A 25,032-nucleotide genomic window follows, 5' to 3' on the forward strand; every position below is an offset into this window, starting at 1 on the left:
CAAACTACAAAAGGTTTTACTCAAAAGTTCAAAACCGTCAACAAGAAAAAAGTGAGTGAACAAAAACTGAATATAATGAAAAGAAAAGCACCGATGTAACACTGGCTGTTCCAAAAGCATAAGTTGCACGGCAGCGGTTCGTTAATTGCAGTAGCATCAACGAGCTGGCTATTTGTCCACAAAGATTTCACAGACGCAGGGGCAGTGTTTCGGTTGGAAATTTGGTAAGATGGAGGAGCACAGGAAGGAGAATTACTAGTGGCATCTGATATCAATTTATTTTTGGCTTTTGGAGCCGGCTTTTTAAGCTTTATTTCGCCATGTACGCTGCCTTTGTATCCTGCATTTTTATCCTATATAACGGGTATGACCATGGATGAAATCAAGAACGATAAAAAAGTCATGCAACGGCGGGGGATGTTCCATACGTTGTTTTTCCTATTAGGATTTTCAACCATTTTCATTGCTCTCGGTTTCAGTACATCGTTCTTCTATGAATGGTTTATCCGTTATGATGAACTGATCCGTCAGGTAGGCGCAATATTCATTGTCCTGTTCGGACTGATGATTGTCGGTGTTTTTACACCGAAATTTCTCATGCAGGACCGGAAGTTCTCGTTTAAGAACCGGCCGGCCGGATTTTTGGGAACATTCTTCATCGGTCTGGCGTTCGCTGCTGGCTGGACACCCTGTACAGGTCCGATAACTGCGGCGATTTATGCACTTGCTGCGACTAATCCGGGATCCGGCATCTGGTATATGGTGGCATATGTACTCGGCTTTGGTATTCCATTTTTCGTTTTGTCATTTTTCGTGGCACGCATGGGCTGGCTGCGCAAACATAACCAGAAGATCATGAAGGCTGGCGGCTATGTTATGATTGGAGTCGGCATCTTATTGTTTTTCGATGGCCTCACGTATTTAATCCGTATTCTGAGTCCGTTCTTTGGTGATTTTCAAGGATTTTAAATTGACATTAAGCAGGTGACAAAGATGGAGACCATTTCTAAGATAGAAGAATACCAATCAAAAATTGGTGAAGAGCAGTCGTTTTTGCTTTTTGTGAAAACGGATAATTGCTCAGTCTGTGAAGGTTTGCGTCCCCAGGTCGAAGCTTTTGAAGACGATTACCAGCTGCCTTTCTACTTGGTAAATGCAGCACAAATGCCGGAACTGGCAGGGCAGTTGATGCTCTTTACAGCACCTGTTGTCCTTTTGTTCCGGCAAGGCAAGGAAATTCATCGTTTTGCACGGTTTGTACCGACTGAAGAATTGCGCCGCAGGTTGGATGAGCTGGAGGGGAGTTTAGATGTTTAATCAAATCCCCACTGAAGTTTATTTAATCGTTACTACCGTTGGTGCCTTTGCAATGGGATTGCTGGCCATGTTCGTTCGTTCAAAATCGGCTAAAAAACCGGCTTCGGCCAAAAAAATCATCTTGCCGCCGTTTTTTATGTCAACCGGCGCATTTATGTTCATTTTCCCGTTTTTCCGTGTTGCACCTTTGCAGATTTTCGAAGCATTGGCCGTCGGCATCCTCTTTTCAACTGTTTTGATCTGGACCTCCAGATTTGAAGTTCGTGATGGCGACATTTACTTGAAGCAGTCAAAGGCATTTGTCTTTATCTTGTTTGGGCTTTTGCTGGTGCGCGTCCTTGGCAAAGTGGTATTGAGTTCAAGCATTGATATCGGCGAACTGGCAGGCATGTTCTGGATCTTGGCGTTCGGTATGCTGTGGCCATGGCGGCTCTCTATGCTGTGGCAATACAAAAAAATCGCAGCAAAAGATAAAAGCGCTATTCCCACTTAAGGGAATGGCGCTTTTTACTGTTCAAAATATTGTTCGTACGGACGAACATCAATCTCCATCTCAGCTAACTTTTTTCGCAGAAATTTATGATCGCGTTTAGGAGTCGCAAGAATATAGCCGCGGATGATGTGTTCCAGCTGCATCTTTTTGACTCCTTCTTCAAGCATGACCTGTCCGATCCTGCCGGCGATTTTCTGTTTTGCCACCGGACGGAATAAATCAGGAACCGGCTGTACCAACTCATTCAACATTGCTTTTTCTTCATCGCCCCATAAATGGATCGTTTTATCGACGTAATATTCTTCCCAGTTCAAATCTGAAAGGCCATCTTCTTTCGGCATGGACTTCAGGAACTTTCTGAACATGAAATATCCGCCAATTGCGAAAAGCCCCACCAGCACGACTACCCAAAATAGGATAAACCACAAAAACCAGCCACTCAGTTCCATATTGTTTCACCTCATTTTTCCATTACTTCTATTATAGAAGGGTTTGAAAAGAAATTCATTAAAAATGTATCTCTTTTTTTCATCTGTGTCTATATAGCGAATGAAAGGAGGTGAAGAACATGGCCTTTAGTGATTTTAAGAACGCCAGCATCCGCTGCACGTACGATAACGGCTTGGATGCCAACGGCAAAGTGAAGAGAAAGTTCAAATCGTACCACAACGTCAAAGAAGCAGCAGCTGCAGACGGCATTTTTGAAACAGCAGCTGTACTGACGAACTTCGGAACCAAGACATTGATGGATGTTGAAAAACAATCCGCAATGACGATCTATCAGTAAAAAGCATAAAGGGGGAATAAGGAATGGCTAAAACATTGGAATTGATTTTTACGACCACTGCTGGAAAAGACGTCACATTGACTGTGGACGAACCGCGTGATAATGTCACAGATGCCGAATTGCTGGCGGGCATGCAGGCAATCATCACGCAGGATGTTTTTGAAGTGGAAGGTTCTTCACTTGGAACGATAAAAGGCGCCCGAATCGTCGAACGGAATATTGTAGAGTACGCAATCTAGGCAAGAAGCTCTCCTGATTCGGGAGAGCTTTTTTAGTAGGGAAATTTTGCTGCACTTACGCTTTTCTAGATAGGGGGATGAAAACAATGGAAGAGTGGATGCAATGGGTTCAAGAACTCGGATTCCCCATTTTTGTGTCTTTTTATTTGATGCATCGCGTGGAGACGAAATTGGTCGCCATTCATGACGCTTTAATTACATTGAAGCTGTCCTGACTTCACAAATTCGTGACAATGGCGGTTTAAGATGTATTGTGCAGATTCCATACTTTCGCTATGATTAAAAGGACGAAAGAGTGGAGGCAATCTCATGCGATTTATTTCTTTGACAGTTTTGCTGAGCCTGGTGCTATTTTTAGGGGCATGCGGCAGTGCTGCAATTGAAGATTTTTCCTATACCGATCACCGGGGAGATCCCGTTTCTTTGGAAGATTTGAAAGGTACACCTTGGCTGGCAACATTTGTTTTTACAAACTGTGAAACGGTTTGTCCACCGATGACATTCAATTTGAGCGGAATTCAGGAAGAGCTGGAAGCGGAAGGTTTGGAAGACTACAAAATTGTGGCGTTCAGTGTGGACCCGAGTGTCGATACACCGGAAACGATGCAGAAATATTTGGCGCAGTATTCGGTTCCAGACGAATCCAAATGGCATTTGCTTACGGGGTATAAACAGTCGGAGATAACAGAGTTTGCGAAAGATAATTTCAATTCCTTTGTGCGCAATGATCCCGAAAGCGACCAGGTCATACACGGAACAACTTTTTATCTGGTGGATCAGGATGGAGTTGTCGTCAATAATTACGACGGCTTCGAAAATGTGCCAGTGGAAGATATTAAGAACGATTTGCGCGGATTAATTGAAGGAAAGTAAAAAACCGGTCATAGACCGGTTTTTTGTTTGCCCAAAAGATCTCTGATTTCGATAAGAATTTCTTGAGTTTTGTCCAAGACTTCCGGCTCTTCTTCGGCAGGTACGTCTTTTTTGCGTTTTAGATTGGTGAAAATGCGGATAACCATGAAGATCGAGAAAGCAATGATGAAAAAGTCGATAATCGATTGTATAAATAATCCATAATTCAACACCACATTTTTGAACGTGTAACTCCAATTCACGACGCTGATTCCACCGGCTACTATTCCGACCATGGGCATAATGATGTCTTCCACTAAAGAAGTGACCACTTTCCCGAAAGCAGTACCAATAACAACTGCTACAGCAAGATCAAGGACATTGCCCTTTAATGCGAATTTCTTAAAATCATCCCACATAAGATTCACCTCCCACTGTTAATTTTACCAGAAAAATTTTGTAGCCATCGTTGAATATAATATCAATACTAAGCAGTTTATTGGTGAGAACGGCAAGGGAAAGGAAGATATGCTACACTGAAACAAATGAAAGATTAGGTGTGGAGAAATGAAAAAAAAGAAGATACCCAAAAAATATAAACGTCAAATAGGCTGTCTGATTCTTTTAGTACCAGCTGCAATCGTTGCTGGCACCCTTGGAATCCTTCTTTTTATGATGTTCAATTCGGTTTCAGTCATGGATACGCTCAAGGAAGCGCCAAGCCGAATAATTGAACTGGAAGTACCGGAAGAAAACATTCCACTTTACAAAGAAGCCGCCGAGGTCTATAGCATTCCGTGGACATTGCTGGCAGCCCATCACCGGATTGAGACCCGGTTTTCGACCATGGACCCTTTGCTGTCTCCGGTCGGAGCAGAAGGGCACCTTCAATTTATGCCATGCACTTTTGTCGGTTGGAGCCATCCCACCTGTTCTGGCCAAGGCCAAGGTGAAATCAGTGAAGAAGACAAAACAAATCTTGATGTGATTGCCTACTATGGGGGCTATGGGGTTGATGGCAACGGAGACGGCATAGCGGATCCTTACAATTTAACGGATTCTCTATACAGTGCAGCGAATTACCTGTCGCAAAATGGTGCAGCGGAAGGCGAGTTGGAAAGCGCAATTTTCCAATATAACCACAGCGAAGAGTATGTAGCTGATGTTCTTCATTACTATCATTTATACGAAGAAGAATTCAATTAAACGCAAAAAAAGAGTGGACATTTGTCCACTCTTTTTTTATTAAGCTTTACGGCCTTTTCTCATAGATCCCATAATCAGGCTAAGAACGAATACAAAGATCAAAGCACCAATTAATGCTGGGATGATTGCTACGTCCCAAATGACAGGACCTAAATCTCCAAGAATTAATCCACCTAACCAGGCACCAACGATACCTGCGATGATGTTACCGATAATGCCGCCTGGAACATCTTTACCTAAAATCATTCCTGCGATCCAACCGATGATACCACCCATAATAAGATACAAAATAAAACCCATTTTTTCCAGCTCCTTTAGAGTAATGTATAATTGCTACACTCTAGGTATAACCAGATTCAGGACGATTGAAACATAAAAAGATAAAAAGCTTATAAAATATGTGCGCCCAAGGTTGTGGCGAAGTGGCGCAAAGCCCACTCATGCCCCGCCTGATCAAAGCTGGCGACGCCATCCTCATGGATGAAAATCGTGTATCCTCTATTGTAGGCATCCACCGCAGTGTGCAGGACGCAGATATCCGTACAGACCCCGACAAGATGGATTTCTTCTATATTGCGCTCCCGCAGCAACAATTCCAGATTGGTGCCGGCAAATGCACTGTACCTGGTTTTGTCCATCCAAATGATACGGTCCGCATACGCTTTATAAACATCTGCAAGGCGCCCGTATAGTTCTCGGCCGGCTGTTCCCCTTATATTATGGGGAGGAAAGAGCTTTGCTTCCGGATGATAGGCATCGTCCTTGTCGTGCAGATCGACCGGCATGACCACCAGCTCGCCGTCCGTGAGAAAATCCTCTGTCAGTTTGCAAATCGTCTCTTCAATCGCTTGGCCAGGCTTGCCACAAGTCAACGCACCATCCTCAGCTACAAAATCCACCGTATAGTCAACCACCAATAATGCTTTTTTCATCCCATCCACTCCTTTTCTTTGATTATAAACCTAAAGTCAAAAGTAGCCTAAGGAAACAATGCTTGCCACAGGCTTGAATTTTCAGTATAATCAGACTATTAAGAGAGAAGGGGTGGTCCTGATGCAATACGAAAATATTGAGAAGCTCAACCGGCAGGCAACGATCTTTGTCGTCATTCATACTTTGCTCATTTTTAATTTTGCTTTGGATTTCGGTTTCTTCCTATGATCGGAAACAAAAAAAACAGCCTATCCCGATTTCATGGGATAGGTTGTTTTAATGTGTGCCCCGTTTTAGGCGGGTTAGGGAATCCTTGAGGATCCGCGATGCGGAATCCAGCGAAACGCCCAATATTTCCTGGATTTCCTCCAGGTTTTTATGTTCTACCGAATAAAGGTAATGGACATAGGCAAAACGGATATCGCCCGAGCGCATCGGCATGCCGACAAAAGAGGAAAGTGCCTCCGTATAGTCGGACAGCGACCCCATCTGAAACATCGTGTATTCATTTTTTACTTTGGACGACAGCAAATATGGGGTACCACGGAAGACTGCCCGTTCAATTCCCTCAAGCATGACGGGAATCTCTTTGCCAGTAAAAGTCAGGATGCATTGGTAGCCATCTTTCTTTTCAACTGCTAATGTCAATTTCCCGCCCCGGTCATCAAAATTGTCTACATCAATCGTCACCATGTCACGAAGACGAAGTCCTCGCAGGTACAAGATATATAGGATTTTTGCATTCAAAGACAACTGGTCAGCTTCGAGCACGGCATCTTTCTTCTTCAACAGATCTTCATAATCCAAGTATATATCGGAAGGCGTCAAATCCAGTTTTTCACTGAACTTGAACTTGGGCATAAAATCGTTCGGGATGCGCCCAATCTGCCACATATAATCAAACCATCTTCTAATGTAAATCAGTTTTCGGTTTAACGTGCTGTCCTTGATGCCGGACGCGTGCTGATCCATCAGAAACTGCTGGATATCGGAAGGGCGGATGTCATGCGGTTCCACCGGTTTTTTGTACGTGTGCCTCAGAAATGCGAAGAGCGAGCGGATCAATTGGACTTCATGAACAACCGTGTTCGGACTAATACCGTTGTCCAGCCGGAATTTCTCATAACCATAAAGCATTATGCGTCACCTCTTCTTAAGGGATTTCCTTAAATTATACCATTCATCCAGGTAAATAGAACATATTTTCCCTTATGTAGAGCGGCTTAGGCTCGTCATTTCGGGCTAATGGGGCGATAGAAGCGGAGAAAAAAACAGGTCCAATCAAATGTATATAATTCATGCAGATTAGGGTATGTTAATAAGGATAGTAAAACAGATGAAATGAAGGTGGATGCCAGCATGTTCAAAGAAGACAACGCAAAAATCAGAAACCAGATTCTTCAGGCAGTGGAGGGGATGACTGATGAACAATTAAACCAGAAACCATCAGCGCAGGAATGGTCACCTATTCAGATTTTGGATCATCTTCAGTTAATGGAGTGTACCATTGCGAAGGGTGTATCCCATGAACTGACGAACGAAACGAGCGAAAAGGCTTTGAAAAAACCGATAGCGCTGACGGTCAGTCGGTCCTTTAAAGTGGAAGCGCCAAAACACGTTGTACCGACTGGCGAATTCGTCACGCTCGAAGAGATGAAAGAACGATTGAACGCTTCGCACAATTTCCTGTATGAAGTGTATGGTCGGGCAACACCTGAGCAGCTCAAGCAAAAATCAATGGCCCATCCGGTGTTCGGAAAAGTTCCGCTGATCCAGTGGTTTCCATTTGTCGGTCTACATGAAAAACGGCATTTCAAGCAATTGGAAAAAACATTAAGCAAACTCGATTGAATCATAAGATAGTCATTCGAAAAACTTATCACATTATATAATTTTAATGTAATTTACTTATGCTCCTACTTTCGGTATGATGGAGGAGGAGAAAAGCGCTGTCACGGGCCTTTTCATAAGATTCAAAGGAGGAACACACACATGGCAAAGAGCAGTTTGCACAACAGCCGCACTTCTTTTGAGCTAAATGGCAAAACGTATAACTATTATCGTTTAGCTGCATTAGAAGAAGCAGGGATCGCTAAAGTATCGCGCCTTCCTTATTCAATTAAAGTTCTATTGGAATCCGTATTGCGTCAGCACGACGGATATGTCATCAAAGACGAGCACGTTGAAGAATTAGCAAAATGGGGCAAAGATGCCAACAAAGAAGCAGAAGTGCCATTTAAGCCTTCACGCGTTATCCTTCAGGATTTCACAGGCGTACCCGTAGTCGTTGATTTGGCTGCACTTCGTTCAGCAATGGCTGAAATGGGTGGAGACCCGAACAAAATCAACCCTGAAATTCCAGTGGATCTTGTTATTGACCACTCGGTTCAAGTTGATAACTACGGCACGGAAGATGCACTTCGCATCAACATGGAACTTGAGTTTGACCGCAATGCGGAGCGTTACCAGTTTCTTAGCTGGGCTCAAAAAGCTTATGACAACTACCGTGCGGTTCCACCTGCAACCGGTATCGTTCACCAAGTAAACCTTGAGTACTTGGCAAACGTTGTCCATGCAGTTGAAAATGCTGATGGCACATTCGAAACATTCCCTGATACATTGGTCGGAACAGATTCACATACGACAATGATCAACGGAATCGGCGTTCTTGGATGGGGCGTTGGCGGTATTGAAGCTGAAGCCGGCATGCTCGGACAGCCTTCTTACTTCCCAATTCCGGAAGTTATCGGCGTTAAAATGACTGGTGAACTTCCAAACGGCGCTACTGCGACCGATTTGGCGTTAAAAGTCACTCAAACTTTGCGTAAAAAAGGCGTAGTTGGCAAATTCGTTGAGTTCTTCGGACCTGGCGTTACAACATTGCCTCTTGCTGACCGTGCAACGATTGCCAACATGGCTCCAGAATACGGCGCAACTTGCGGATTCTTCCCAGTTGACGAAGAAGCACTTGACTATATGCGTTTGACTGCACGTGATGCAGACCAAATCGCTGTAACTAAAAAATATTTGCAGGAGAACGACATGTTCTTCAAGGTTGAAAACGAAGATCCAATCTATACGGACCTTGTGCAAATTGATCTTTCTGATATTGAGCCAAACCTTGCAGGACCGAAACGTCCACAGGATTTGATTCCTATGTCTCAAATGAAGCCTGAGTTCAACAAAGCTGTAACCGGCGAAGAAGGACCACACGGCTTTGCACTTGATGCAGCTGAAATTGCGAAGACAGCAACAGTCAACTTCAAAGACGGCAGAACTGCTGAAATGAAGACTGGCGCCTTGGCGATTGCGGCAATTACATCTTGTACAAATACTTCCAATCCATACGTAATGCTTGGAGCTGGACTAGTAGCGAAAAAAGCAGTTGAAAAAGGTTTGACTCCTCCTGCTTACGTGAAAACTTCATTGGCTCCAGGATCTAAAGTTGTTACAGGTTACTTGAACGATGCGGGCTTGTTGGAATACATGAACCAAATTGGCTTTAACCTGGTTGGCTACGGCTGTACAACATGTATCGGTAACTCGGGTCCATTGCTTCCTGAAATTGAAGAAGCGATTTTGAACAACGATTTGCTGGTTTCATCTGTATTGTCAGGTAACCGTAACTTTGAAGGACGCATCCACCCGCTTGTAAAAGCCAACTACCTGGCATCTCCAATGCTAGTTGTTGCTTATGCACTTGCTGGAACAGTCGATATTGACTTTGCAGTTGAGCCGATTGGCACAGACAAAGAAGGCAAAGACGTATTCTTCAAAGACATTTGGCCATCAACTGAAGAAATCAAGAAAGTCGTTAAAGACACTGTCACTCCAGAATTGTTCCGCAAAGAGTACGAGCATGTATTCAACGAGAACGAAGCATGGAACGCGATTGAAACAAACGACGATTCTTTGTATGAGTTTGATGCAACATCAACTTATATCCAAAACCCGCCGTTCTTTGAAGGTCTTTCAAAAGAGCCTGCTCCGATCCAACCATTGTCTGGTCTTCGTGTAGTTGCGAAATTCGCAGATTCTATCACGACTGACCACATTTCACCAGCTGGTGCCATCGGCAAAGATACGCCAGCAGGATTGTACCTTCGTGAAAACGGCGTAGAGCCACGTAACTTCAACTCTTACGGATCTCGCCGTGGTAACCACGAAGTCATGATGCGTGGAACATTCGCCAACATCCGTATCCGTAACCAGGTAGCTCCAGGAACAACTGGCGGTTACACGACTTACTGGCCAACAGGCGAAACAATGGCAATTTACGATGCTGCCATGAAGTATCAGGAACAAGGTACAGGACTTGTGGTATTGACTGGTAAAGATTACGGCATGGGATCTTCACGTGACTGGGCTGCTAAAGGAACATTCCTTCTAGGCATCAAAACTGTCATTGCTGAAAGCTATGAGCGTATTCACCGTTCAAACCTTGTGATGATGGGCGTTCTGCCATTGCAATTCGTCAACGGCGAAAGCGCAGATTCACTTGGATTGACTGGGCACGAAACCATCAGCGTCAACTTGTCTGATGACGTGAAACCACGCGACATCCTAACTGTTACAGCTACTGCTGAAGACGGTAAAGTGACTGAGTTCAAAGTATTGGCACGTTTCGATTCCGAAGTGGAAGTGGATTATTTCCGCCACGGCGGCATCCTGCAAATGGTGCTCCGCAACAAATTGCTAGAAGTATAAGAACTATAAGAAAAGGCTGCCGGGAAATTTCCCGGCAGCCTTTTCAGTTTGTTGAAAAAGTCTTCATACTTTCATTTCGTTCTAGGCGGGTGCGTTCCACGGACACGGCTTCTGCCGCTCTCTTCTCTCTGCTCAGTCCAGTGTAGCTCCAGTTCTTGTCGCTTCACTGTTCCCGTTGGAGTCTCCACTGATTTGCTTCAACTCTTTTATGATTACAGTGGATAATCATAGGCTCACTTTAGATTCACTAAATTTCTTAGCACCGGCGCGTCCAAGGGCTGGACGAATCAAGAAGACAGGCAAAAGACGTGTGTCTTCTTACGGGAAGCCAGAAGTCCTAGGCATTCCTGTGACTTCATTTGCGGCGAGCTTGCGCAGGAGCAATCGTCTTTGCTCTACCCAGAGCGGCCGAAACGTTGGGTAAAAGCTAGTTTCTTTAGTTGAACTTATATAGTTAGAAGTTTCTCCACAGTCTTTTCTCTTACATCTAAAAACAAATTTCTTGTATACTGGTAAAGAGGTGAAATGAACATGTACATAAGCGAAAAAGAAATAGAGATCCGTTACGCGGAAACCGATCAAATGGGTGTCGTCTATCATGCCAACTACATCATTTGGCTGGAAATTGGGCGTACCAAGCTGATTGAAGACTTGGGATTTACCTATGCGGGTATGGAAAAGGATGGCTATTTGTCTCCTGTGACCGATATTTCCATTCAATATAAAGCGGCTCTCCGCTACGGGCAAAAAGCTTTTGTCCGGACATGGGTGGAAGAGCATGGCCGTTTGCGTACCAAATATGGCTACGAAATCGTCCATGAAGATGGTGCAATTGCCGCAACCGCCATCTCCGAACACGTTGTTGTCAAAAAAGACACGTTCCGGCCGGTCTCTATCAAGAAAATCTATCCGGAATGGCATAAAAAATACGAAGAAATCAAAAAGCAGGTACCTGATGGCGTTCGGAATTAAGCGGGACGAGCTGGAGAGCTGGAAACAAGGGGTCGCTGGAGGACATATCTCATTTTTAACCCATTACTGGGTGGATGACCGCTTTCCGGGATGCAGCACGGTCACAAAAGTAGGGTGCTGCGACCTCGACAAGCTCGAATCCTGGGGCCGGCAGTATGGGTTGCAGCGTGAATGGATGGATTTGCGGGGCAATTATCCGCATTATGACTTGTTTGGCGATCGCCAACGGTCCATCCTGCAACGTGAAGGCCAACTGGAGCAACTGAATAAATTGCAAAATAAAAAAGCATGAATAGCTCATGCTTTTTTATTTTTCGTATGAATAATCGAGTTCGTGCAAGTCATCGTTGACGCTGACCTGAAGATTATGCCCATCAAAATACCAGACATCGCTTTGTTCAATAAAATAGGTGACTTGATCCTGTTCCACCTGGACCGCCATTTCATGCGGCTGATCCTTGGTTACGCCCAGCGAAAATCCGGGCTGCAGCTTGCTGGAACCGCCATAGCGGACGAAAAAGCGAACAGCTTCTCCAGGAGCCACTTCCATTTCTTTCTTAAACCAATTGAATGCGTCATTGCTGATATTAATCTGCATATCACACGTCCTTCCACTGGTGTTACCAGTTGATTTTCGGCTCTGTACCTGCTCGGATTCGGGCAATATTGGAACGGTGGCGGAAAATGATGAACAAGGCCAGGATGTAAATGACGATCATGAACAGGTAGTCTTCCGTGAAAATTGCATAAATAGTGGTGTAGATGATTGCTACGACCGACAAAATGATTGAAGACAATGATACCATCTTGGTGATCTTCAGTGCAATCAGCAACACTGCGACCGCCATGATGAACAAGGGCCACTGATAGCCAAGCAGGATGCCACCTGAAGTAGCAACAGCTTTTCCGCCTTTGAATTTGGCGAACACTGGATAAATATGGCCTATGACCGCGATAACACCGAATACCAGCGGATGGATATCGGTAGCGATATAAAGGGGAATCAGCGTTGCGGCCGTCCCTTTCAGGATATCCAACAGGGTGACGGCAATCCCGGCCTTCTTGCCGAGCGTCCGGAATGTATTGGTAGCGCCTAAGTTTCCGCTTCCTTTGGTTCGGATGTCGGTGTTGTAGAACAGTTTTCCGACCCATAAGGCAGACGGAATCGAGCCGAGCAGGTAAGCTAGTAGAATGGGAAGCAGTATAGTCATTATGGACTCCTTTAAAACAACCTTATTTTATAGTTTCAGTTTACCATGACTGAAGTTCTTTGAACAATAGTCGTCGGATTATTCAACAGGCAGGACAGAATCGTGTATGATAGAATAAAAAGGACAGGTGATTATCTTGAACAACCCGAGCCGCGAAAAAATCAAAAACGTCCTCGATCACGCGAAAACCATTGCTGTAATCGGCCTTAGCCCGAACCCGAGCCGCACTTCCTATATCGTATCGGAATCTATGCAGCGGGCCGGCTACCGCATCATCCCGGTCAATCCACAGACGGATGCCGTACTGGGTGAAAAAAGTTACGCTTCTTTGAGTGATATTCCAGAAAAAGTGGATATCGTCAACGTTTTCCGGCGCAGTGAGTTTCTGGAGGATATTGCTGATGAGTTCATGAAAATCGATTGTCCAGTATTTTGGACACAATTAAATGTAGTTGATGAGAACGTATTTAATCGGTTGGCTGATGCGGGGTATACAGTCATAATGGATCGTTGCATCAAAGTGGAACACGCCATTCTGAAATAAGGCATTACCGCTAAAGGGCGCCCAGCGCTCTTTTTCTATGAAGTTTGACAGATGCACAAGAAATAGAATACGATAAAGAGAGATAAAAACACGAACAAATGTTTGATGGAGGGAATTAAATGGCTAAAATTCAAAATACGGCATACAACGAAGAAGCGATCCAGGTACTCGAAGGCTTAGATGCCGTCAGAAAACGGCCGGGGATGTATATCGGTTCGACGGATGCACGCGGACTTCACCATTTGGTCTATGAGATTGTCGACAACTCGGTTGATGAAGCGCTTGCAGGACACGGAGACAAAATCACCGTCACCATCCATGAAGACAACAGCATCAGTGTCCGGGATTATGGACGCGGCATGCCTACAGGAATGCACCGCAGCGGCAAACCGACACCGGAAGTCATCTTGACGGTTCTGCACGCTGGCGGGAAGTTCGGCCAGGGCGGCTATAAGACAAGCGGCGGCCTTCATGGCGTCGGCGCGTCTGTCGTCAATGCACTGTCCAAATTCCTGGAAGTGACAATTTACCGCGATGGCAAGAAGTACCGCCAGCGTTTTGAAAACGGCGGCAAGCCGGCTACGACATTGGAAGAAATCGGTTCGACGAAAGAAAGCGGCACATTGATCCACTTTCTCCCGGACGAGTCCATTTTTTCCGTGTTCAAATACAATTACGAGACCCTTTCAGAACGCCTGCGCGAATCGGCCTTCTTGTTAAAGGGACTGAAAATTGAACTGTTTGACCAACGGACAGAAGCCAAGGACATTTTCCATTATGAAACAGGAATCGAGGCCTTTGTTGCCTATCTGAACGAAGAAAAAGACGTACTGCATCCAGTGGCCTATATCGAAGGCGAGCAGGATGAAATGGAAATTGAATTTTCGTTCCAATTTAACGACGGCTATTCCGAAACCATCCTGTCATTTGTCAACAACGTCCGGACACGCGACGGCGGAACGCATGAAACTGGTGCCAAAGCGGCTATGACACGTGTTTTCAACGACTATGCGAGAAAGATCAACTTACTGAAAGACAAAGATAAAAATCTGGAAGGCTCCGACATCCGCGAAGGGTTGGCGGCCATTGTTTCTGTCCGCATCCCTGAAGCGCTGCTGCAATTTGAAGGGCAGACGAAAAGCAAATTGGGAACCAGCGAAGCGCGAAGCATCGTCGATTCAGTCGTTTCCCAGAAGTTGATGTACTTCCTGGAAGAAAATGCAGACCTCAGTGCTTCTCTCGTACGAAAAGCAATACGGGCATCACAGGCTCGACTAGCTGCCCGAAAAGCACGGGAAGACGCGCGAAACGGCAAAAAGCGAAAGAAATCGGATGCCTTGCTGTCGGGTAAATTGACGCCTGCCCAGTCACGCAACGCTTCGAAAAACGAATTGTACCTGGTGGAGGGAGATTCGGCAGGCGGTTCTGCAAAACAAGGACGCGACCGGACTTTCCAGGCCATCCTGCCACTTCGCGGAAAAGTCGTCAATACCGAAAAAGCGAAACTTGAGGAAATCATGAAGAACGAAGAGATTTCAACGATCATCCATGCCATCGGCGGCGGCGTATCTTCCGATTTTTCGATTGACGACATCGCCTACAACAAAATCATCATCATGACCGATGCGGATACCGATGGCGCACACATCCAAGTGCTGCTGTTGACATTCTTTTTCCGTTACATGAAGCCATTGATCGAGGCAGGCAAAGTGTTTATCGCGCTGCCGCCGCTGTACAAAGTATCCAAAGGCATCGGCAAAAAAGAAGTGGTCGACTATGCCTGGACCGAAGCGGACCTGGATGCATCGATCCAAAAAGTTGGCAAGGGCTATACGCTGCAGCGCTACAAAGGTTTGGGCGAGATGAACGCGGACCAGTTATGGGAAACGACCATGAACCCAGAAAGCCGTACGCTGATCCGCGTCACAATCGAAGACAGTGCACGCGCAGAACGCGGCATCACCACCTTGATGGGTGATAAAGTGGAACCGAGACGCCGCTGGATTGAAAACAATGTCGATTTCGGAATGGAAGACGACAGCAATATTCTTGAAAATGATTTGATTCACGCTGAGGAGGAACTTGTATGACACAAACCGAACGATATCAAGATTTGCCACTGGAAGAAGTCATCGGCGATCGGTTTGGCCGTTACAGCAAATACATCATCCAGGACCGGGCGCTGCCGGATGCCCGTGACGGGTTAAAACCTGTTCAGCGCCGAATTTTATATGCGATGTACCACGAAGGCAACACCAATGACAAAGCGTTCCGTAAATCGGCCAAAACCGTTGGTAACGTTATCGGCAACTACCATCCACACGGAGACAGCTCGGTATATGAAGCAATGGTTCGCTTGAGCCAGGACTGGAAAATCCGGCACATGCTTGTTGAAATGCACGGCAATAACGGTTCGATGGACGGCGATTCGCCTGCTGCGATGCGTTACACAGAAGCCCGTCTGTCTGCTATTTCTTCCGAACTGCTGCGCGATATCGACAAACGCACCGTGGATTTTATTTCGAACTTTGATGATTCCGATATGGAACCAACTGTTTTGCCAGCCCGTTTTCCGAACCTTCTGGTCAACGGATCAACCGGAATTTCTGCCGGTTACGCGACCGATATTCCTCCGCATGCGCTTCATGAAGTGCTCGATGCGGTATTGATGCGAATGGATAATCCGCAGGCGACCGTCGCTGAACTGATGACCGTCATCAAAGGACCAGATTTTCCGACAGGCGGCACCATCCAAGGCGTGGACGGCATCCGGAAAGCCTATGAAACCGGAAAAGGCAAGATTATCGTCCGTTCAAAAGCCCGGGTGGAACCGTTAAAAGGCGGAAAAGAGCAAATCGTCATTACGGAAATCCCTTTCGAAGTCAATAAAGCCAATATGATCAAGAAAATCGATGACCACCGCTTTGACCGCAAACTGGAAGGTATCTCTGAAGTACGGGATGAATCTGATAGAACCGGATTGCGCATCGTCATCGAATTGAAAAAAGATGTGCAGGCTAACGGAATTTTAAGCTACCTCTACAAAAATACCGATCTGCAGGTCAGCTACAATTTCAATATGGTCGCCATCTACAAGCGCCGCCCAACCATGATGACTTTGCAGACGATGCTGGATGCCTATATCGAACACCAAAAAGAAGTCATCACTAAGCGCTCGGAGTTTGATCTGCAAAAAGCCAGCGACCGCATGCACATTGTGGAAGGTTTGATGAAAGCCTTGTCGATTCTGGACCAAGTGATCAAAGCCATCCGTTCTTCAAAAGACAAACGCGATGCCAAGAACAACCTGATTGCGTCATTTGATTTCTCGGAAGCGCAATCGGAAGCGATTGTTTCCTTGCAACTATACCGATTGACCAATACAGACATCACTGACCTGCAAAAAGAAGAAAGCGATCTGAAAAAACTGATCACTGAACTGACGGGCATCCTGACCAGCCCAACCAAATTGAAAAACATCATCAAGAAAGAACTGGCCAGCATCCGCAAGCAATTCGCGGAACCCCGCCGTTCAGTCATCGAAGACAAGATCGAAGAAATCACCATCACCCGCGAAATCATGATTCCGAGTGAAGAAGTAGTTGTGACGGTGACGAAGGAAGGCTATGTCAAGCGGACCAGTACACGTTCGCATGCGGCTTCAAACGGCAAGGACTTTGCGATGAAAGAATCAGATCACCTGCTGTTCGAAGGCAATTTGAATACGCAGCACACCATCCTGATCTTCACCACCGCAGGGAACTTCGTTTATCAGCCAATCAACGAACTGCCAGATATCAAATGGAAAGATCTCGGACAGCATTTATCCAGCATCGTACAATTGGATGCCAATGAATCCGTTCTTGCGGTCTATCCATTTGAGAATTTTGATGCAGATGCCAGCATTCTGACCGTTTCGAAGCTGGGCCAGGTTAAACGCTCAGCTTTGAAGGATTACCAGATTCAGCGTTATTCACGCGCTATCAAGACCATGAATCTGAAATCAGAAGATGCCATGATTTATGCAGCATTGGTGACCAAGGAAACCGAATTGTTCATCGGCACGAAACAAGCCTATGGCGTCCGTTTCCCAATGGAAGAAGTGCCACTGACCGGGCTTCGCACCGGAGGGGTCAAAGGCGTTAATTTGAAGGACGGCGACGAAGCCGTTTCTGCTGTCATGATTGACCCGGAAGTGAAGCAGGAGCTTGTGCTGATCACTCACCGCGGGGCGGCGAAGAAAATGAAATTGCAGGAATTTGAAAGCGGCAGCCGTGCGAAGCGCGGCGTGGTCATGCTTAGGGAGTTGAAGTCGAACCCCCACCGTGTAGTGGCGGTCATTGGCGCAACTGGAAAAGAAGAAATCATTCTGGAAACCGATAAAGGGATCCGGATGTCTTTAGTGGCCAATTCATTGAAAAATGTGGACCGTTATTCAAATGGCTCATTCATTGCAGACGAAGCGACAGACGGCAAAGTGATAGCTGCTTACCGATTCGATAAAAAAGAATAAATGCATAACCCCCATCCTTCACCGAAAAGGATGGGGGTTTTTTGTATTCGTTAGGTAGGCATTAGCTATCATGAAAGTGAGTTATTCATCTTTTTATTTTTATTCATTATTCATTCTAATTATTTTATATTTGAATATAAATGAATGACTAGGAGGTGGATGTCCTCATCTGGATTTTCAGTGGCGGTGGACCGGCAAGAAAAAGAGAACAAAAAAATTTTCGGTGAATTGTCGCAATTTTCTCACCAAATTAGTGGGTTGATGTGTTAGAGTAATGAGATAAATAAAAATAAGAGGGTGACATCTATGACTAAAACCAACATCACAGAGCTTGACAGGGAAGTGGTATTTTCAAAAGTATCCGTGGAAGAAATCATGGTTGCCAACCAGGCACTCAAAGATGTCGTCATCAAGACGCCATTGCAGAAGAATGAGCTGCTGTCTGCACGGTATGGCTGCAATGTTTACTTGAAGCGGGAGGATCTGCAGGTCGTCCGCTCCTTTAAGCTGCGCGGTGCGTATAATTTCATCCGCAGCCTGACTTCTTCTGAACGCGCCAAAGGAGTGGTCTGTGCCAGTGCCGGCAACCACGCACAGGGCGTCGCCTACTCATGTTTCGCCCTCGGCATCGAAGGGAAAATCTTTATGCCACTGACGACGCCGCGCCAAAAAGTGTCCCAGGTCAAACGTTTTGGCGGAGACAAGGTGTCTGTTGTCTTGACCGGAGATACCTTTGACGACTCTTTCACATCGGCGATGGAGTACTGCACAGCGGAAGAAAAGGTGTTTGTCCATCCGTTTAACGATAGCCGCATCATTGCCGGGCAGGGGACGGTTGCAGTAGAAGTGCTGAACGATATGCAGGAGCGTGTCGATTATATGTTCTGTGCAATCGGCGGAGGCGGCTTGGCGTCTGGTGTCGGCTCTTACTTAAAAGGTATCAGCCCCTCGACAAAGCTGGTCGGCGTTGAGCCGGCGGGTGCTGCGGGCATGAAAACCTCGCTGGCCAATGGCCAAGTGACGCGGCTCGATACGATTGATACTTTTGTCGACGGCGCTGCGGTCAAGCAGGTTGGCGATCTCTCGATGGCGATCTGTGCAGATGTCCTGGATGATATTGCGCTGGTGCCAGAAGGCAAGGTCTGTACGACGATTTTGCAGCTGTATAACGAGAATGCCATCGTCGCAGAACCGGCTGGCGCGTTGTCCGTTGCCGCACTTGATTTCTATAAGGACGACATCAAAGGCAAAAACGTGGTATGCGTCATCAGCGGCGGCAATAACGACATTGAGCGGATGCAGGAAATCAAGGAGAAATCCTTGATTTACGAAGGGCTCAAGCATTATTTCATCGTCACGTTCCCGCAGCGCGCAGGCGCACTCCGTAAATTCATGGACCAAGTGCTGGGTGAAACCGATGACATCACCCATTTTGAATACACGAAACGGACAAACCGTGAAGAAGGGCCGGTTCTGGTCGGCATTGAATTGAAATGCCGGGAAGATTATGAACCGCTCGTTAAACGCATGGCAGAAAACGGTTTTCCATACAAAGACATCAACAACGATTCTTTGCTGTTTAATTTATTGATTTAAGGGTCAACAGGCTTCGGCCAATCTTACCCGAAGTAGAATAGAAGGGCGTTCGCTGTGCATAGTCACAATGGCGAACGCCCTTTTTAGCGCTGTGGACAGCTCAAGGCCCGGAAAACCACGGGCTGCAAAGACCCTTTGGATGGTATAGTGGAGTCAACTAGCGGAATGGGGTGGAGCAAGTGGAGAAACGGTGTTTTTGGGCGCAAAGCAATGCGCTCATGCAGAACTACCACGACGAGGAATGGTGCAAGCCCAGCTGGGACGATCGCTATATTTTTGAAATGCTGACACTGGAAGGCGCGCAAGCGGGCTTGTCCTGGAATATCGTGTTGTCCAAGCGCAACGCTTACCAGGAGGCCTTCCATCACTTTGACATTAAGCATTGCGCGGAGCTGACGGGTGCGGGCCTCGTGTCCATTAAGGAAGATTACGCCGTTATCAAGCATGGCGCAAAGCTTCAATCTGTTCGCACCAATGCCCAAGCGGTACTAAGCATCCTGAAAGAATGGGACAGCTTTGCTGAATTCCTATGGAGCTATACAGACAGCAAGCCGGTCCACAACAAGTGGGAGACCAACGCGCAAATTCCAACCCAGTCGCCATTGTCTGTCCAACTGAGTAAAGATTTGAGAAAACGGGGCTTCAAGTTTGTGGGGCCCGTGACGACGTATTCCTTTATGCAGGCCATCGGGATGGTCAATGACCACATCAAAGATTGTCCGTACCGTACGCCAAACGATTGAGTAGTTCTACTGCTCTAACTCTACTCTTTTCTATTTTCACAAGGAATTTCCAGATAAATGCAGAATAAAGGTAAAGAAGGATCCAGTTTTCCGGACATGTATCTGCAGCTGACTAAGAAATAGTGCAGAAAAGCCGAATGAGGTTTGTTTTAATATTAGATGCGAGTTTAGATGGAAATTTTCATCGCCACATTTTGTTCGGCTTTTGTGGCGTTTATGATTTATTGTCTCATCGAATAAAAGGAGAGAAAGTCGAAAAGTTTTATTTCACTATTTGAGCAGAGCTCTTCTTTTTGTCATTAGCATGTCCTAATCGTCCCGCCACTCGATCTTCAGTTTCTCAAGGCAAGTGGTCAGTTCGGTGTCCAGATCGAGGAGGCACAAAGTAGAATCCTGTACGTTCAGCAATTCGATGCCGTTTCTATACAAACTGTAATGCCAAAGATAGCTGTCCTCTTTGTCAGGATGTTGGCGGTTAAATTCCATAATCAGCTTTCGTATGGGATCATCCAGACTGCCAAAAAAATCGAACTGTCTGTCATATTCGGCCAGCGCCCCACTTTTAAGTTCGGCAAAGATACGAATTCGGGTTTACCGTTCAATAAAAAATTTTCCGTGTCGTACTCTCCGTTCGGATATACGACACTAAACTCGTCAGCCAGGCCAAGCGCGACAGCCAAAATCTCTTGCCAGCGCGGGAAAAGGTCAATATTCTGGATCACTGCAGATTTAATCATGGCAATTACCTCGTTTTCTATGGATTAATGAATTGCCTCTTTTTTCAGAATTCTTTTTACTGTCCTGTTTTTTCTACTAGAGCTTATAGAAGTTCTGCTGTAAAATGAGTCATAAGAGAGACTTCTTTTTTTGCGAAGTGGTCAAGGTGACCTATTTGCTTAATGATACGATTACTTCTATCCAAATAAAATCATTTTTTCAAAGCCATGTATACACATTTACTGAGAGTTTGGCCAGCTGCTGATCCTTACTATGCAATCTTTAAACTATCCGTTTTCATTGTTCCGATGGATGGAAGAGTGGAAACGAGACACGAAGGGGGATTACATGATGTTGAACTTGAAATACTTGGATTTGTTATCGCAAAAATACGATTGCGAAGAAAAAGTCGCCACTGAAATCATCAGTCTTGAAGCCATCCTGGATCTGCCCAAAGGAACCGAACACTTTGTAAGTGATCTACACGGAGAGTTCCAAGCGTTCCAGCACGTGCTGCGAAACGGTTCCGGGAATGTAAAAGTGAAAATTAGAGACTTGTTCAAAGATGAGCTGAGCGAAAAAGAACTCAATGAATTTGCGACACTGGTTTATTACCCGGAAGAAAAACTGCAATTGATCAAAAGCAATTTCACCAGCAAAAAGGAATTGCATGCCTGGTACATAGAAGTCATTGAACGGCTGCTGAAGCTTATTTCCTATGCAGCCTCTAAATATACTCGCTCCAAACTGCGCAAGGCACTGCCAAAGCAGTTTGTTTACATCATTGAAGAGCTGTTGTATAAAACGGACGAGTTCAAAAACAAAAAAGAGTATTATAGCAAAATGGTTGAACAAGTCATTTCCCTTGGGCAGGCCGATAAGCTGATCATCGGGCTGGCGTACACCACACAGCGACTGACTGTGGATCATCTGCATGTGGTAGGTGACATTTACGACCGGGGTCCGGATCCGCATAAAATCGTGGATACGCTCATCGATTACCATTCCGTGGACATCCAATGGGGAAATCACGACGTTTTATGGATCGGTGCCTACGCCGGATCAAAAGTGTGCCTGGCCAACATTCTCCGTATCTGTGCACGATACAACAACCTGGATATCATAGAAGATGTCTACGGCATCAACTTGAGGCCGCTATTGAACCTGGCAGAAAAATATTATGATGACAATCCTGCTTTTCATCCAAAGCGAATTTCAGATGAAAAACTGACGGAGCAGGAACAGCTGCAGATCACCAAAATCCATCAGGCCATTTCCATTATCCAGTTTAAGCTGGAAAGCCCGATCATTAAGAGGCGTCCGTGCTTTGCAATGGAAGACCGCCTGTTGCTGGAGAAAGTCGATTACGAAAAAATGGAAGCGACCATCTATGGTAAAACCTATCCGTTAGAAAACGCCTGTTTTGCAACGGTCAATCCCGAGCAGCCGGATGAACTGCTGGAGGAAGAAAGGCAGGTCATGGATAAACTGCTGTTCTCTGTGCAACATTCAGAAAAAATGACACGGCATATGAGGTTCCTTATGAAAAAAGGCAGCCTTTATTTGAAGTACAATGGCAACCTGCTCATTCACGGCTGCATCCCACTGGACGAAAACGGCAATATGGAAAAAATGGAAATCGAAGGAAAGAGCTACGCTGGAAGGGATTTGTTGGACCTTTTCGAGCACTATCTGCGTTATTCCTTCTCCCACCCGGAAGAAACCGATGACTTTGCGACTGATATGGTTTGGTATCTGTGGACAGGAGAATACTCGTCCCTTTTCGGGAAACGGGAAATGACCACCTTTGAGCGCTATTTCATCAAAGACAAAGAGACGCATAAGGAACGGAAAAATCCCTATTATTATTTGCGCGAAGATGAGGGAATGTGCCGTAAAATACTTGCTGAGTTCGAATTGAATCCGGATCACGGGCGCATCATCAACGGCCATACACCGGTCAAAGAGCGGGACGGGGAAAACCCGATCAAAGCGAACGGCAAGATGCTGGTCATTGACGGCGGCTTCTCGAAAGCCTACCAATCGACCACCGGAATCGCCGGTTATACCTTGCTGTACAATTCCTACGGCATGCAGCTGGTCGCCCATCAGCTGTTCAATTCAAAAGAGGAAGTTTTGCAAAACGGAACGGACGTTTTATCCGTCAAACGGCTTGTTGACGAGGAACTGGAACGCAAAAAAGTCCGGGAAACGAATATCGGCGAAGGATTGCTGCAGGAGATTTTCAATTTGAACAGTTTAAGGGAATACCGTTACATGAAGTGAACCTCGTTTGAAAGGGGAGCGGAAAAGGAAGAGCTGCAGCGCTCATGCGCTGGCTCTTCCTTTTTTTATGTTTGCATATGCACGAATGAATCTAAACAATATAACACCTCTGTTATGAAATAAAATAGACAGCTCATTCGTTTCGAATAGGCATCTATTTGCATGTGTATTTACTTTTGCAATGAATGAAATCTTCTTCAGCCTTTTAAAGCATTGCGGACGCCGACAACCTTTCTTTTCGGTTCAGGCTGCTCCAGTTTCGGCCCCAATTGAAACAACAAGACGCCACTACTGATCAACAGGACGCCGAGCAAGGATTGCCAGGTGAATGGGACTTTTTCCAGGCCGAACCAGCCGAGCGTATCCCACATCAGGCCGAAAAAGATCTGTGAAACCATGATTAGAGAGATGGCGCGGCTTGGTCCGAGAATCTGGACGCCCTGGGTGACACAGGCGACGACGCCTACACCAAGAATGCCGCTGAACCAGAACCAGGGCTGTGCCTGGAAATCGAACAGGCCGCTCCCTTCAAAAGCCAGTCCCGCAATAAAGGATGCCAAAAATCCGAGAAACAGCACAAGCGCTGTGGTAGCCCAGACACTGACTCTTTTTTTGACGTTGGCATTAAATGTGTTTTGAAGGCAGACAAACGCGCCGCCGAGTAATGCCAGTAAGATGCCGATTGCCATATATGGTGCTCCTATTCGTAAATATTTTGAACCGCCTGAGCGAGCAGGGAGGCGCGGTCAAGGATGGTGATCTTTCCACGCTTCTTGATGATTCAGCCAGCCTTTTGAAATTGCAGCAAGACCCGGTTCAAATGCCGATAGCTCGTGCCGATCAAGTCAGCTATGTCGACAAGGGAAGTTGCATCGAGCTTCGGCTGTATCGGTGTCATGGACAACAGATAGCTGGCCAGGCGAACGTCTACCGGATACAGCAAGTTGAAGTTCATCGCGTACGACTTCATTTCGAATTTCCACGTAATGGTTTTCAGAAGAAACTCGAGCCACGCAGCGTTGTCGCCCATTTCTTTTCGCAACACCTCATATGGGATCCGGATGACCCGGCTTTTCGTGACAGCTTCCACCGTGTTGATGAGCGGGCAGTGCTGGACGTATACGATATCACCCACCAAATCAAAAGGGCTCTTGAATGCCAAAATCAGCCGTTTTCCTTCCGGAGACAGCATGGAGATCTTCAGTTTGCCTTCGACCAGCAAGTAAAGCGCCTCGGAATCGTTTCCTTGAGACAGCAGCCGCTCTCCGCCTGACAAACTTTCAATCTGCATAAATTGCTGAACCCGCTCCGGAAACAACTCTGCCAGTTCGTAACGACAAAGAAAATCGGTGATCGCCTGTTCCATTGTCATCCTCCTTACCACTTCAAAACAATAACGCCTGCGATCATCAGTACTAGTCCGGCAATCTGAGCCCGGCCGATTTTCTGCTTGGCCATATCGAACCAGCCTTTGCCATCAATCAGCACCGCTGTGACGAGCTGTGCAATCAGGAAAACGCCGATTGTCAACGTAACCCCCATCCGGTGTACGGCGGTCATATTGCTGTAAAGGACAACGGCCGCCAGCATTCCGCCGGATGCGTACAGCAGTGGAACTTGTGTCAAATTCCGGTACGATTGGTCCCGCAGCAGTAAGACAATCATCAGTGCCAACACAAAGCCCGTGAATTGTGTCATGGTCGCTGCCTGCCAGGTGCCTATGTTGTCGCTGATGGTGGCATTGGCAACACTCTGAAATGTCAGGAAGAAACCGCCTGCCAGTGCAAAAAAGATGCCTTTCATTGCATTCACACACCTTTCTTTCATTTTACTGTACGGGAATAAAATAGGAGTGAAAAGGACATATGTCCCTTTAGGTTTATTGTATCTGAAACCACTAGTGTTGCATAAATAGT

Annotated in this window: 30 protein-coding genes; 18 read left to right on the forward strand and 12 right to left on the reverse strand. The window is 46.1% G+C overall.

The genetic code is table 11. The features are described 5' to 3' along the window. Positions 1-258: 258 nt before the first annotated feature. Genes J7I83_RS13955 through J7I83_RS13965 form a run of 3 tightly spaced genes read left to right on the forward strand, consistent with a single transcriptional unit; the run spans position 259 to position 1,810 of the window. Positions 259-969, forward strand: a complete 711-nt coding sequence (locus tag J7I83_RS13955; protein ID WP_215101729.1) for a cytochrome c biogenesis CcdA family protein — start codon at positions 259-261, stop codon at positions 967-969. 24 nt (positions 970-993) lie between these two features. Further along, complete coding sequence (locus J7I83_RS13960) at positions 994-1,317, forward strand: thioredoxin family protein (RefSeq protein WP_215101731.1); 324 nt, start codon at positions 994-996, stop codon at positions 1,315-1,317. Further along, the gene (locus J7I83_RS13965; protein ID WP_215101733.1) at positions 1,310-1,810 is read left to right on the forward strand and encodes a CcdC family protein; all 501 of its coding nucleotides are present in this window, start codon (positions 1,310-1,312) and stop codon (positions 1,808-1,810) included. Before J7I83_RS13960 ends, J7I83_RS13965 begins: the two co-directional genes overlap by 8 nt. Before the next feature lie 14 nt (positions 1,811-1,824). On the opposite strand, the gene J7I83_RS13970 is transcribed toward J7I83_RS13965, so the two are convergent. Then, on the reverse strand, positions 1,825-2,259 hold the full coding sequence (locus tag J7I83_RS13970) for a DUF2621 domain-containing protein (RefSeq protein ID WP_215101735.1): 435 nt from the start codon (positions 2,257-2,259) through the stop codon (positions 1,825-1,827). A 119-nt stretch (positions 2,260-2,378) separates the two neighbouring features. Between J7I83_RS13970 and J7I83_RS13975 the strand changes: the two genes are divergently transcribed. The 4 genes from J7I83_RS13975 to J7I83_RS13990 all read left to right on the forward strand — a co-directional run bounded on the left by J7I83_RS13975 (position 2,379) and on the right by J7I83_RS13990 (position 3,709). Then, the gene (locus tag J7I83_RS13975) at positions 2,379-2,597 is read left to right on the forward strand and encodes a DUF1659 domain-containing protein (RefSeq protein ID WP_006831432.1); all 219 of its coding nucleotides are present in this window, start codon (positions 2,379-2,381) and stop codon (positions 2,595-2,597) included. Positions 2,598-2,620: 23 nt separating this feature from the next. Beyond that, the gene (locus J7I83_RS13980) at positions 2,621-2,836 is read left to right on the forward strand and encodes a DUF2922 domain-containing protein (protein WP_215101737.1); all 216 of its coding nucleotides are present in this window, start codon (positions 2,621-2,623) and stop codon (positions 2,834-2,836) included. Between the two features lie 86 nt (positions 2,837-2,922). Further along, positions 2,923-3,051, forward strand: a complete 129-nt coding sequence (locus J7I83_RS13985) for a YvrJ family protein (RefSeq protein WP_215101739.1) — start codon at positions 2,923-2,925, stop codon at positions 3,049-3,051. A gap of 94 nt (positions 3,052-3,145) precedes the next feature. After that, positions 3,146-3,709: an SCO family protein gene (locus J7I83_RS13990; RefSeq protein WP_215101741.1), complete on the forward strand. Its 564-nt coding sequence runs from the start codon at positions 3,146-3,148 to the stop codon at positions 3,707-3,709. Positions 3,710-3,717: 8 nt separating this feature from the next. Here J7I83_RS13990 and mscL read toward each other — a convergent pair whose 3' ends face one another. After that, positions 3,718-4,107: a large conductance mechanosensitive channel protein MscL gene (gene mscL / locus J7I83_RS13995; protein WP_215101743.1), complete on the reverse strand. Its 390-nt coding sequence runs from the start codon at positions 4,105-4,107 to the stop codon at positions 3,718-3,720. Positions 4,108-4,255: 148 nt separating this feature from the next. Here mscL and J7I83_RS14000 point away from each other — a divergent pair, with 148 nt between their 5' ends. Beyond that, on the forward strand, positions 4,256-4,894 hold the full coding sequence (locus J7I83_RS14000) for a lytic transglycosylase domain-containing protein (protein ID WP_215101745.1): 639 nt from the start codon (positions 4,256-4,258) through the stop codon (positions 4,892-4,894). A gap of 39 nt (positions 4,895-4,933) precedes the next feature. Here the strand turns inward: J7I83_RS14000 and J7I83_RS14005 are convergent, their stop codons facing one another. From J7I83_RS14005 to J7I83_RS14015, 3 genes are all read right to left on the reverse strand, one after another. Then, on the reverse strand, positions 4,934-5,194 hold the full coding sequence (locus J7I83_RS14005) for a GlsB/YeaQ/YmgE family stress response membrane protein (protein WP_006831424.1): 261 nt from the start codon (positions 5,192-5,194) through the stop codon (positions 4,934-4,936). Positions 5,195-5,283: 89 nt separating this feature from the next. Beyond that, complete coding sequence (locus J7I83_RS14010) at positions 5,284-5,826, reverse strand: cysteine hydrolase family protein (protein ID WP_215101747.1); 543 nt, start codon at positions 5,824-5,826, stop codon at positions 5,284-5,286. A 277-nt stretch (positions 5,827-6,103) separates the two neighbouring features. After that, complete coding sequence (locus tag J7I83_RS14015; protein WP_215101749.1) at positions 6,104-6,964, reverse strand: site-specific integrase; 861 nt, start codon at positions 6,962-6,964, stop codon at positions 6,104-6,106. A gap of 222 nt (positions 6,965-7,186) precedes the next feature. Here J7I83_RS14015 and J7I83_RS14020 point away from each other — a divergent pair, with 222 nt between their 5' ends. The 4 genes from J7I83_RS14020 (at position 7,187) to J7I83_RS14035 (ending at position 11,798) form a co-directional block, all read left to right on the forward strand. Beyond that, positions 7,187-7,678 carry a DinB family protein gene (locus J7I83_RS14020; RefSeq protein ID WP_215101751.1) on the forward strand — a complete coding sequence of 164 codons (492 nt, stop codon included), beginning with the start codon at positions 7,187-7,189 and terminating at the stop codon, positions 7,676-7,678. A 141-nt stretch (positions 7,679-7,819) separates the two neighbouring features. Beyond that, entirely contained in the window at positions 7,820-10,534 is a 2,715-nt protein-coding gene (acnA, locus tag J7I83_RS14025) for an aconitate hydratase AcnA (protein WP_215101754.1), read from the forward strand. 531 nt (positions 10,535-11,065) lie between these two features. Next, positions 11,066-11,506, forward strand: a complete 441-nt coding sequence (locus J7I83_RS14030; protein ID WP_215101756.1) for an acyl-CoA thioesterase — start codon at positions 11,066-11,068, stop codon at positions 11,504-11,506. Then, positions 11,490-11,798, forward strand: coding sequence for a hypothetical protein (locus tag J7I83_RS14035; RefSeq protein ID WP_215101758.1), 309 nt, complete (start codon positions 11,490-11,492; stop codon positions 11,796-11,798). Before J7I83_RS14030 ends, J7I83_RS14035 begins: the two co-directional genes overlap by 17 nt. Before the next feature lie 15 nt (positions 11,799-11,813). Here the strand turns inward: J7I83_RS14035 and J7I83_RS14040 are convergent, their stop codons facing one another. Then, the gene (locus J7I83_RS14040) at positions 11,814-12,104 is read right to left on the reverse strand and encodes a HesB/YadR/YfhF family protein (protein ID WP_215101760.1); all 291 of its coding nucleotides are present in this window, start codon (positions 12,102-12,104) and stop codon (positions 11,814-11,816) included. 22 nt (positions 12,105-12,126) lie between these two features. After that, the gene (plsY, locus tag J7I83_RS14045; RefSeq protein ID WP_215101762.1) at positions 12,127-12,717 is read right to left on the reverse strand and encodes a glycerol-3-phosphate 1-O-acyltransferase PlsY; all 591 of its coding nucleotides are present in this window, start codon (positions 12,715-12,717) and stop codon (positions 12,127-12,129) included. 130 nt (positions 12,718-12,847) lie between these two features. On the opposite strand from plsY, the gene J7I83_RS14050 reads away from it, so the two are divergent. From J7I83_RS14050 to J7I83_RS14070, 5 genes are all read left to right on the forward strand, one after another. After that, positions 12,848-13,261 (forward strand): CoA-binding protein, encoded by a 414-nt coding sequence (locus J7I83_RS14050; RefSeq protein ID WP_215101787.1) that lies wholly within the window; start codon positions 12,848-12,850, stop codon positions 13,259-13,261. A gap of 119 nt (positions 13,262-13,380) precedes the next feature. Continuing rightward, a complete protein-coding gene (parE, locus tag J7I83_RS14055; protein WP_215101764.1) occupies positions 13,381-15,351 on the forward strand; it encodes a DNA topoisomerase IV subunit B in 1,971 nt (656 codons plus the stop codon). Continuing rightward, the gene (gene parC, locus J7I83_RS14060) at positions 15,348-17,774 is read left to right on the forward strand and encodes a DNA topoisomerase IV subunit A (protein ID WP_215101766.1); all 2,427 of its coding nucleotides are present in this window, start codon (positions 15,348-15,350) and stop codon (positions 17,772-17,774) included. Before parE ends, parC begins: the two co-directional genes overlap by 4 nt. A gap of 306 nt (positions 17,775-18,080) precedes the next feature. Then, positions 18,081-19,370 carry a threonine ammonia-lyase IlvA gene (gene ilvA / locus J7I83_RS14065; RefSeq protein WP_215101768.1) on the forward strand — a complete coding sequence of 430 codons (1,290 nt, stop codon included), beginning with the start codon at positions 18,081-18,083 and terminating at the stop codon, positions 19,368-19,370. A 179-nt stretch (positions 19,371-19,549) separates the two neighbouring features. Further along, the gene (locus tag J7I83_RS14070) at positions 19,550-20,113 is read left to right on the forward strand and encodes a DNA-3-methyladenine glycosylase I (protein WP_215101770.1); all 564 of its coding nucleotides are present in this window, start codon (positions 19,550-19,552) and stop codon (positions 20,111-20,113) included. Between the two features lie 309 nt (positions 20,114-20,422). Here J7I83_RS14070 and J7I83_RS14075 read toward each other — a convergent pair whose 3' ends face one another. Further along, entirely contained in the window at positions 20,423-20,599 is a 177-nt protein-coding gene (locus tag J7I83_RS14075) for a hypothetical protein (protein WP_215101772.1), read from the reverse strand. A gap of 2 nt (positions 20,600-20,601) precedes the next feature. After that, on the reverse strand, positions 20,602-20,850 hold the full coding sequence (locus J7I83_RS14080) for a hypothetical protein (RefSeq protein WP_215101774.1): 249 nt from the start codon (positions 20,848-20,850) through the stop codon (positions 20,602-20,604). A gap of 334 nt (positions 20,851-21,184) precedes the next feature. Here J7I83_RS14080 and J7I83_RS14085 point away from each other — a divergent pair, with 334 nt between their 5' ends. Beyond that, positions 21,185-23,116, forward strand: coding sequence for a fructose-1,6-bisphosphatase (locus J7I83_RS14085; protein ID WP_215101789.1), 1,932 nt, complete (start codon positions 21,185-21,187; stop codon positions 23,114-23,116). Positions 23,117-23,313: 197 nt separating this feature from the next. Here J7I83_RS14085 and J7I83_RS14090 read toward each other — a convergent pair whose 3' ends face one another. From J7I83_RS14090 to J7I83_RS14100, 3 genes are all read right to left on the reverse strand, one after another. Further along, positions 23,314-23,805, reverse strand: a complete 492-nt coding sequence (locus tag J7I83_RS14090) for a DMT family transporter (RefSeq protein WP_215101776.1) — start codon at positions 23,803-23,805, stop codon at positions 23,314-23,316. A gap of 92 nt (positions 23,806-23,897) precedes the next feature. After that, a complete protein-coding gene (locus J7I83_RS14095) occupies positions 23,898-24,482 on the reverse strand; it encodes a Crp/Fnr family transcriptional regulator (protein ID WP_251047658.1) in 585 nt (194 codons plus the stop codon). A gap of 11 nt (positions 24,483-24,493) precedes the next feature. Then, entirely contained in the window at positions 24,494-24,919 is a 426-nt protein-coding gene (locus J7I83_RS14100) for a DMT family transporter (protein ID WP_215101778.1), read from the reverse strand. Positions 24,920-25,032: the final 113 nt, after the last annotated feature.

This window comes from Planococcus sp. ISL-110, from assembly GCF_018613575.1.
Lineage (GTDB): Bacteria > Bacillota > Bacilli > Bacillales_A > Planococcaceae > Planococcus.

Coding starts and splice junctions, on each gene's coding strand:
- J7I83_RS13960 (WP_215101731.1), top strand. CDS start 994: ATGGAGACCATTTCTAAGATAGAAGAATACCAATCAAAAATTGGTGAA.
- J7I83_RS13965 (WP_215101733.1), top strand. CDS start 1,310: ATGTTTAATCAAATCCCCACTGAAGTTTATTTAATCGTTACTACCGTT.
- J7I83_RS13970 (WP_215101735.1), bottom strand. CDS start 2,259: ATGGAACTGAGTGGCTGGTTTTTGTGGTTTATCCTATTTTGGGTAGTC.
- J7I83_RS13975 (WP_006831432.1), top strand. CDS start 2,379: ATGGCCTTTAGTGATTTTAAGAACGCCAGCATCCGCTGCACGTACGAT.
- J7I83_RS13980 (WP_215101737.1), top strand. CDS start 2,621: ATGGCTAAAACATTGGAATTGATTTTTACGACCACTGCTGGAAAAGAC.
- J7I83_RS13985 (WP_215101739.1), top strand. CDS start 2,923: ATGGAAGAGTGGATGCAATGGGTTCAAGAACTCGGATTCCCCATTTTT.
- J7I83_RS13990 (WP_215101741.1), top strand. CDS start 3,146: ATGCGATTTATTTCTTTGACAGTTTTGCTGAGCCTGGTGCTATTTTTA.
- mscL (WP_215101743.1), bottom strand. CDS start 4,107: ATGTGGGATGATTTTAAGAAATTCGCATTAAAGGGCAATGTCCTTGAT.
- J7I83_RS14000 (WP_215101745.1), top strand. CDS start 4,256: ATGAAAAAAAAGAAGATACCCAAAAAATATAAACGTCAAATAGGCTGT.
- J7I83_RS14005 (WP_006831424.1), bottom strand. CDS start 5,194: ATGGGTTTTATTTTGTATCTTATTATGGGTGGTATCATCGGTTGGATC.
- J7I83_RS14010 (WP_215101747.1), bottom strand. CDS start 5,826: ATGAAAAAAGCATTATTGGTGGTTGACTATACGGTGGATTTTGTAGCT.
- J7I83_RS14015 (WP_215101749.1), bottom strand. CDS start 6,964: ATGCTTTATGGTTATGAGAAATTCCGGCTGGACAACGGTATTAGTCCG.
- J7I83_RS14020 (WP_215101751.1), top strand. CDS start 7,187: ATGTTCAAAGAAGACAACGCAAAAATCAGAAACCAGATTCTTCAGGCA.
- acnA (WP_215101754.1), top strand. CDS start 7,820: ATGGCAAAGAGCAGTTTGCACAACAGCCGCACTTCTTTTGAGCTAAAT.
- J7I83_RS14030 (WP_215101756.1), top strand. CDS start 11,066: ATGTACATAAGCGAAAAAGAAATAGAGATCCGTTACGCGGAAACCGAT.
- J7I83_RS14035 (WP_215101758.1), top strand. CDS start 11,490: ATGGCGTTCGGAATTAAGCGGGACGAGCTGGAGAGCTGGAAACAAGGG.
- J7I83_RS14040 (WP_215101760.1), bottom strand. CDS start 12,104: ATGCAGATTAATATCAGCAATGACGCATTCAATTGGTTTAAGAAAGAA.
- plsY (WP_215101762.1), bottom strand. CDS start 12,717: ATGACTATACTGCTTCCCATTCTACTAGCTTACCTGCTCGGCTCGATT.
- parE (WP_215101764.1), top strand. CDS start 13,381: ATGGCTAAAATTCAAAATACGGCATACAACGAAGAAGCGATCCAGGTA.
- parC (WP_215101766.1), top strand. CDS start 15,348: ATGACACAAACCGAACGATATCAAGATTTGCCACTGGAAGAAGTCATC.
- ilvA (WP_215101768.1), top strand. CDS start 18,081: ATGACTAAAACCAACATCACAGAGCTTGACAGGGAAGTGGTATTTTCA.
- J7I83_RS14075 (WP_215101772.1), bottom strand. CDS start 20,599: ATGGAATTTAACCGCCAACATCCTGACAAAGAGGACAGCTATCTTTGG.
- J7I83_RS14080 (WP_215101774.1), bottom strand. CDS start 20,850: ATGATTAAATCTGCAGTGATCCAGAATATTGACCTTTTCCCGCGCTGG.
- J7I83_RS14090 (WP_215101776.1), bottom strand. CDS start 23,805: ATGGCAATCGGCATCTTACTGGCATTACTCGGCGGCGCGTTTGTCTGC.
- J7I83_RS14095 (WP_251047658.1), bottom strand. CDS start 24,482: ATGGAACAGGCGATCACCGATTTTCTTTGTCGTTACGAACTGGCAGAG.
- J7I83_RS14100 (WP_215101778.1), bottom strand. CDS start 24,919: ATGAAAGGCATCTTTTTTGCACTGGCAGGCGGTTTCTTCCTGACATTT.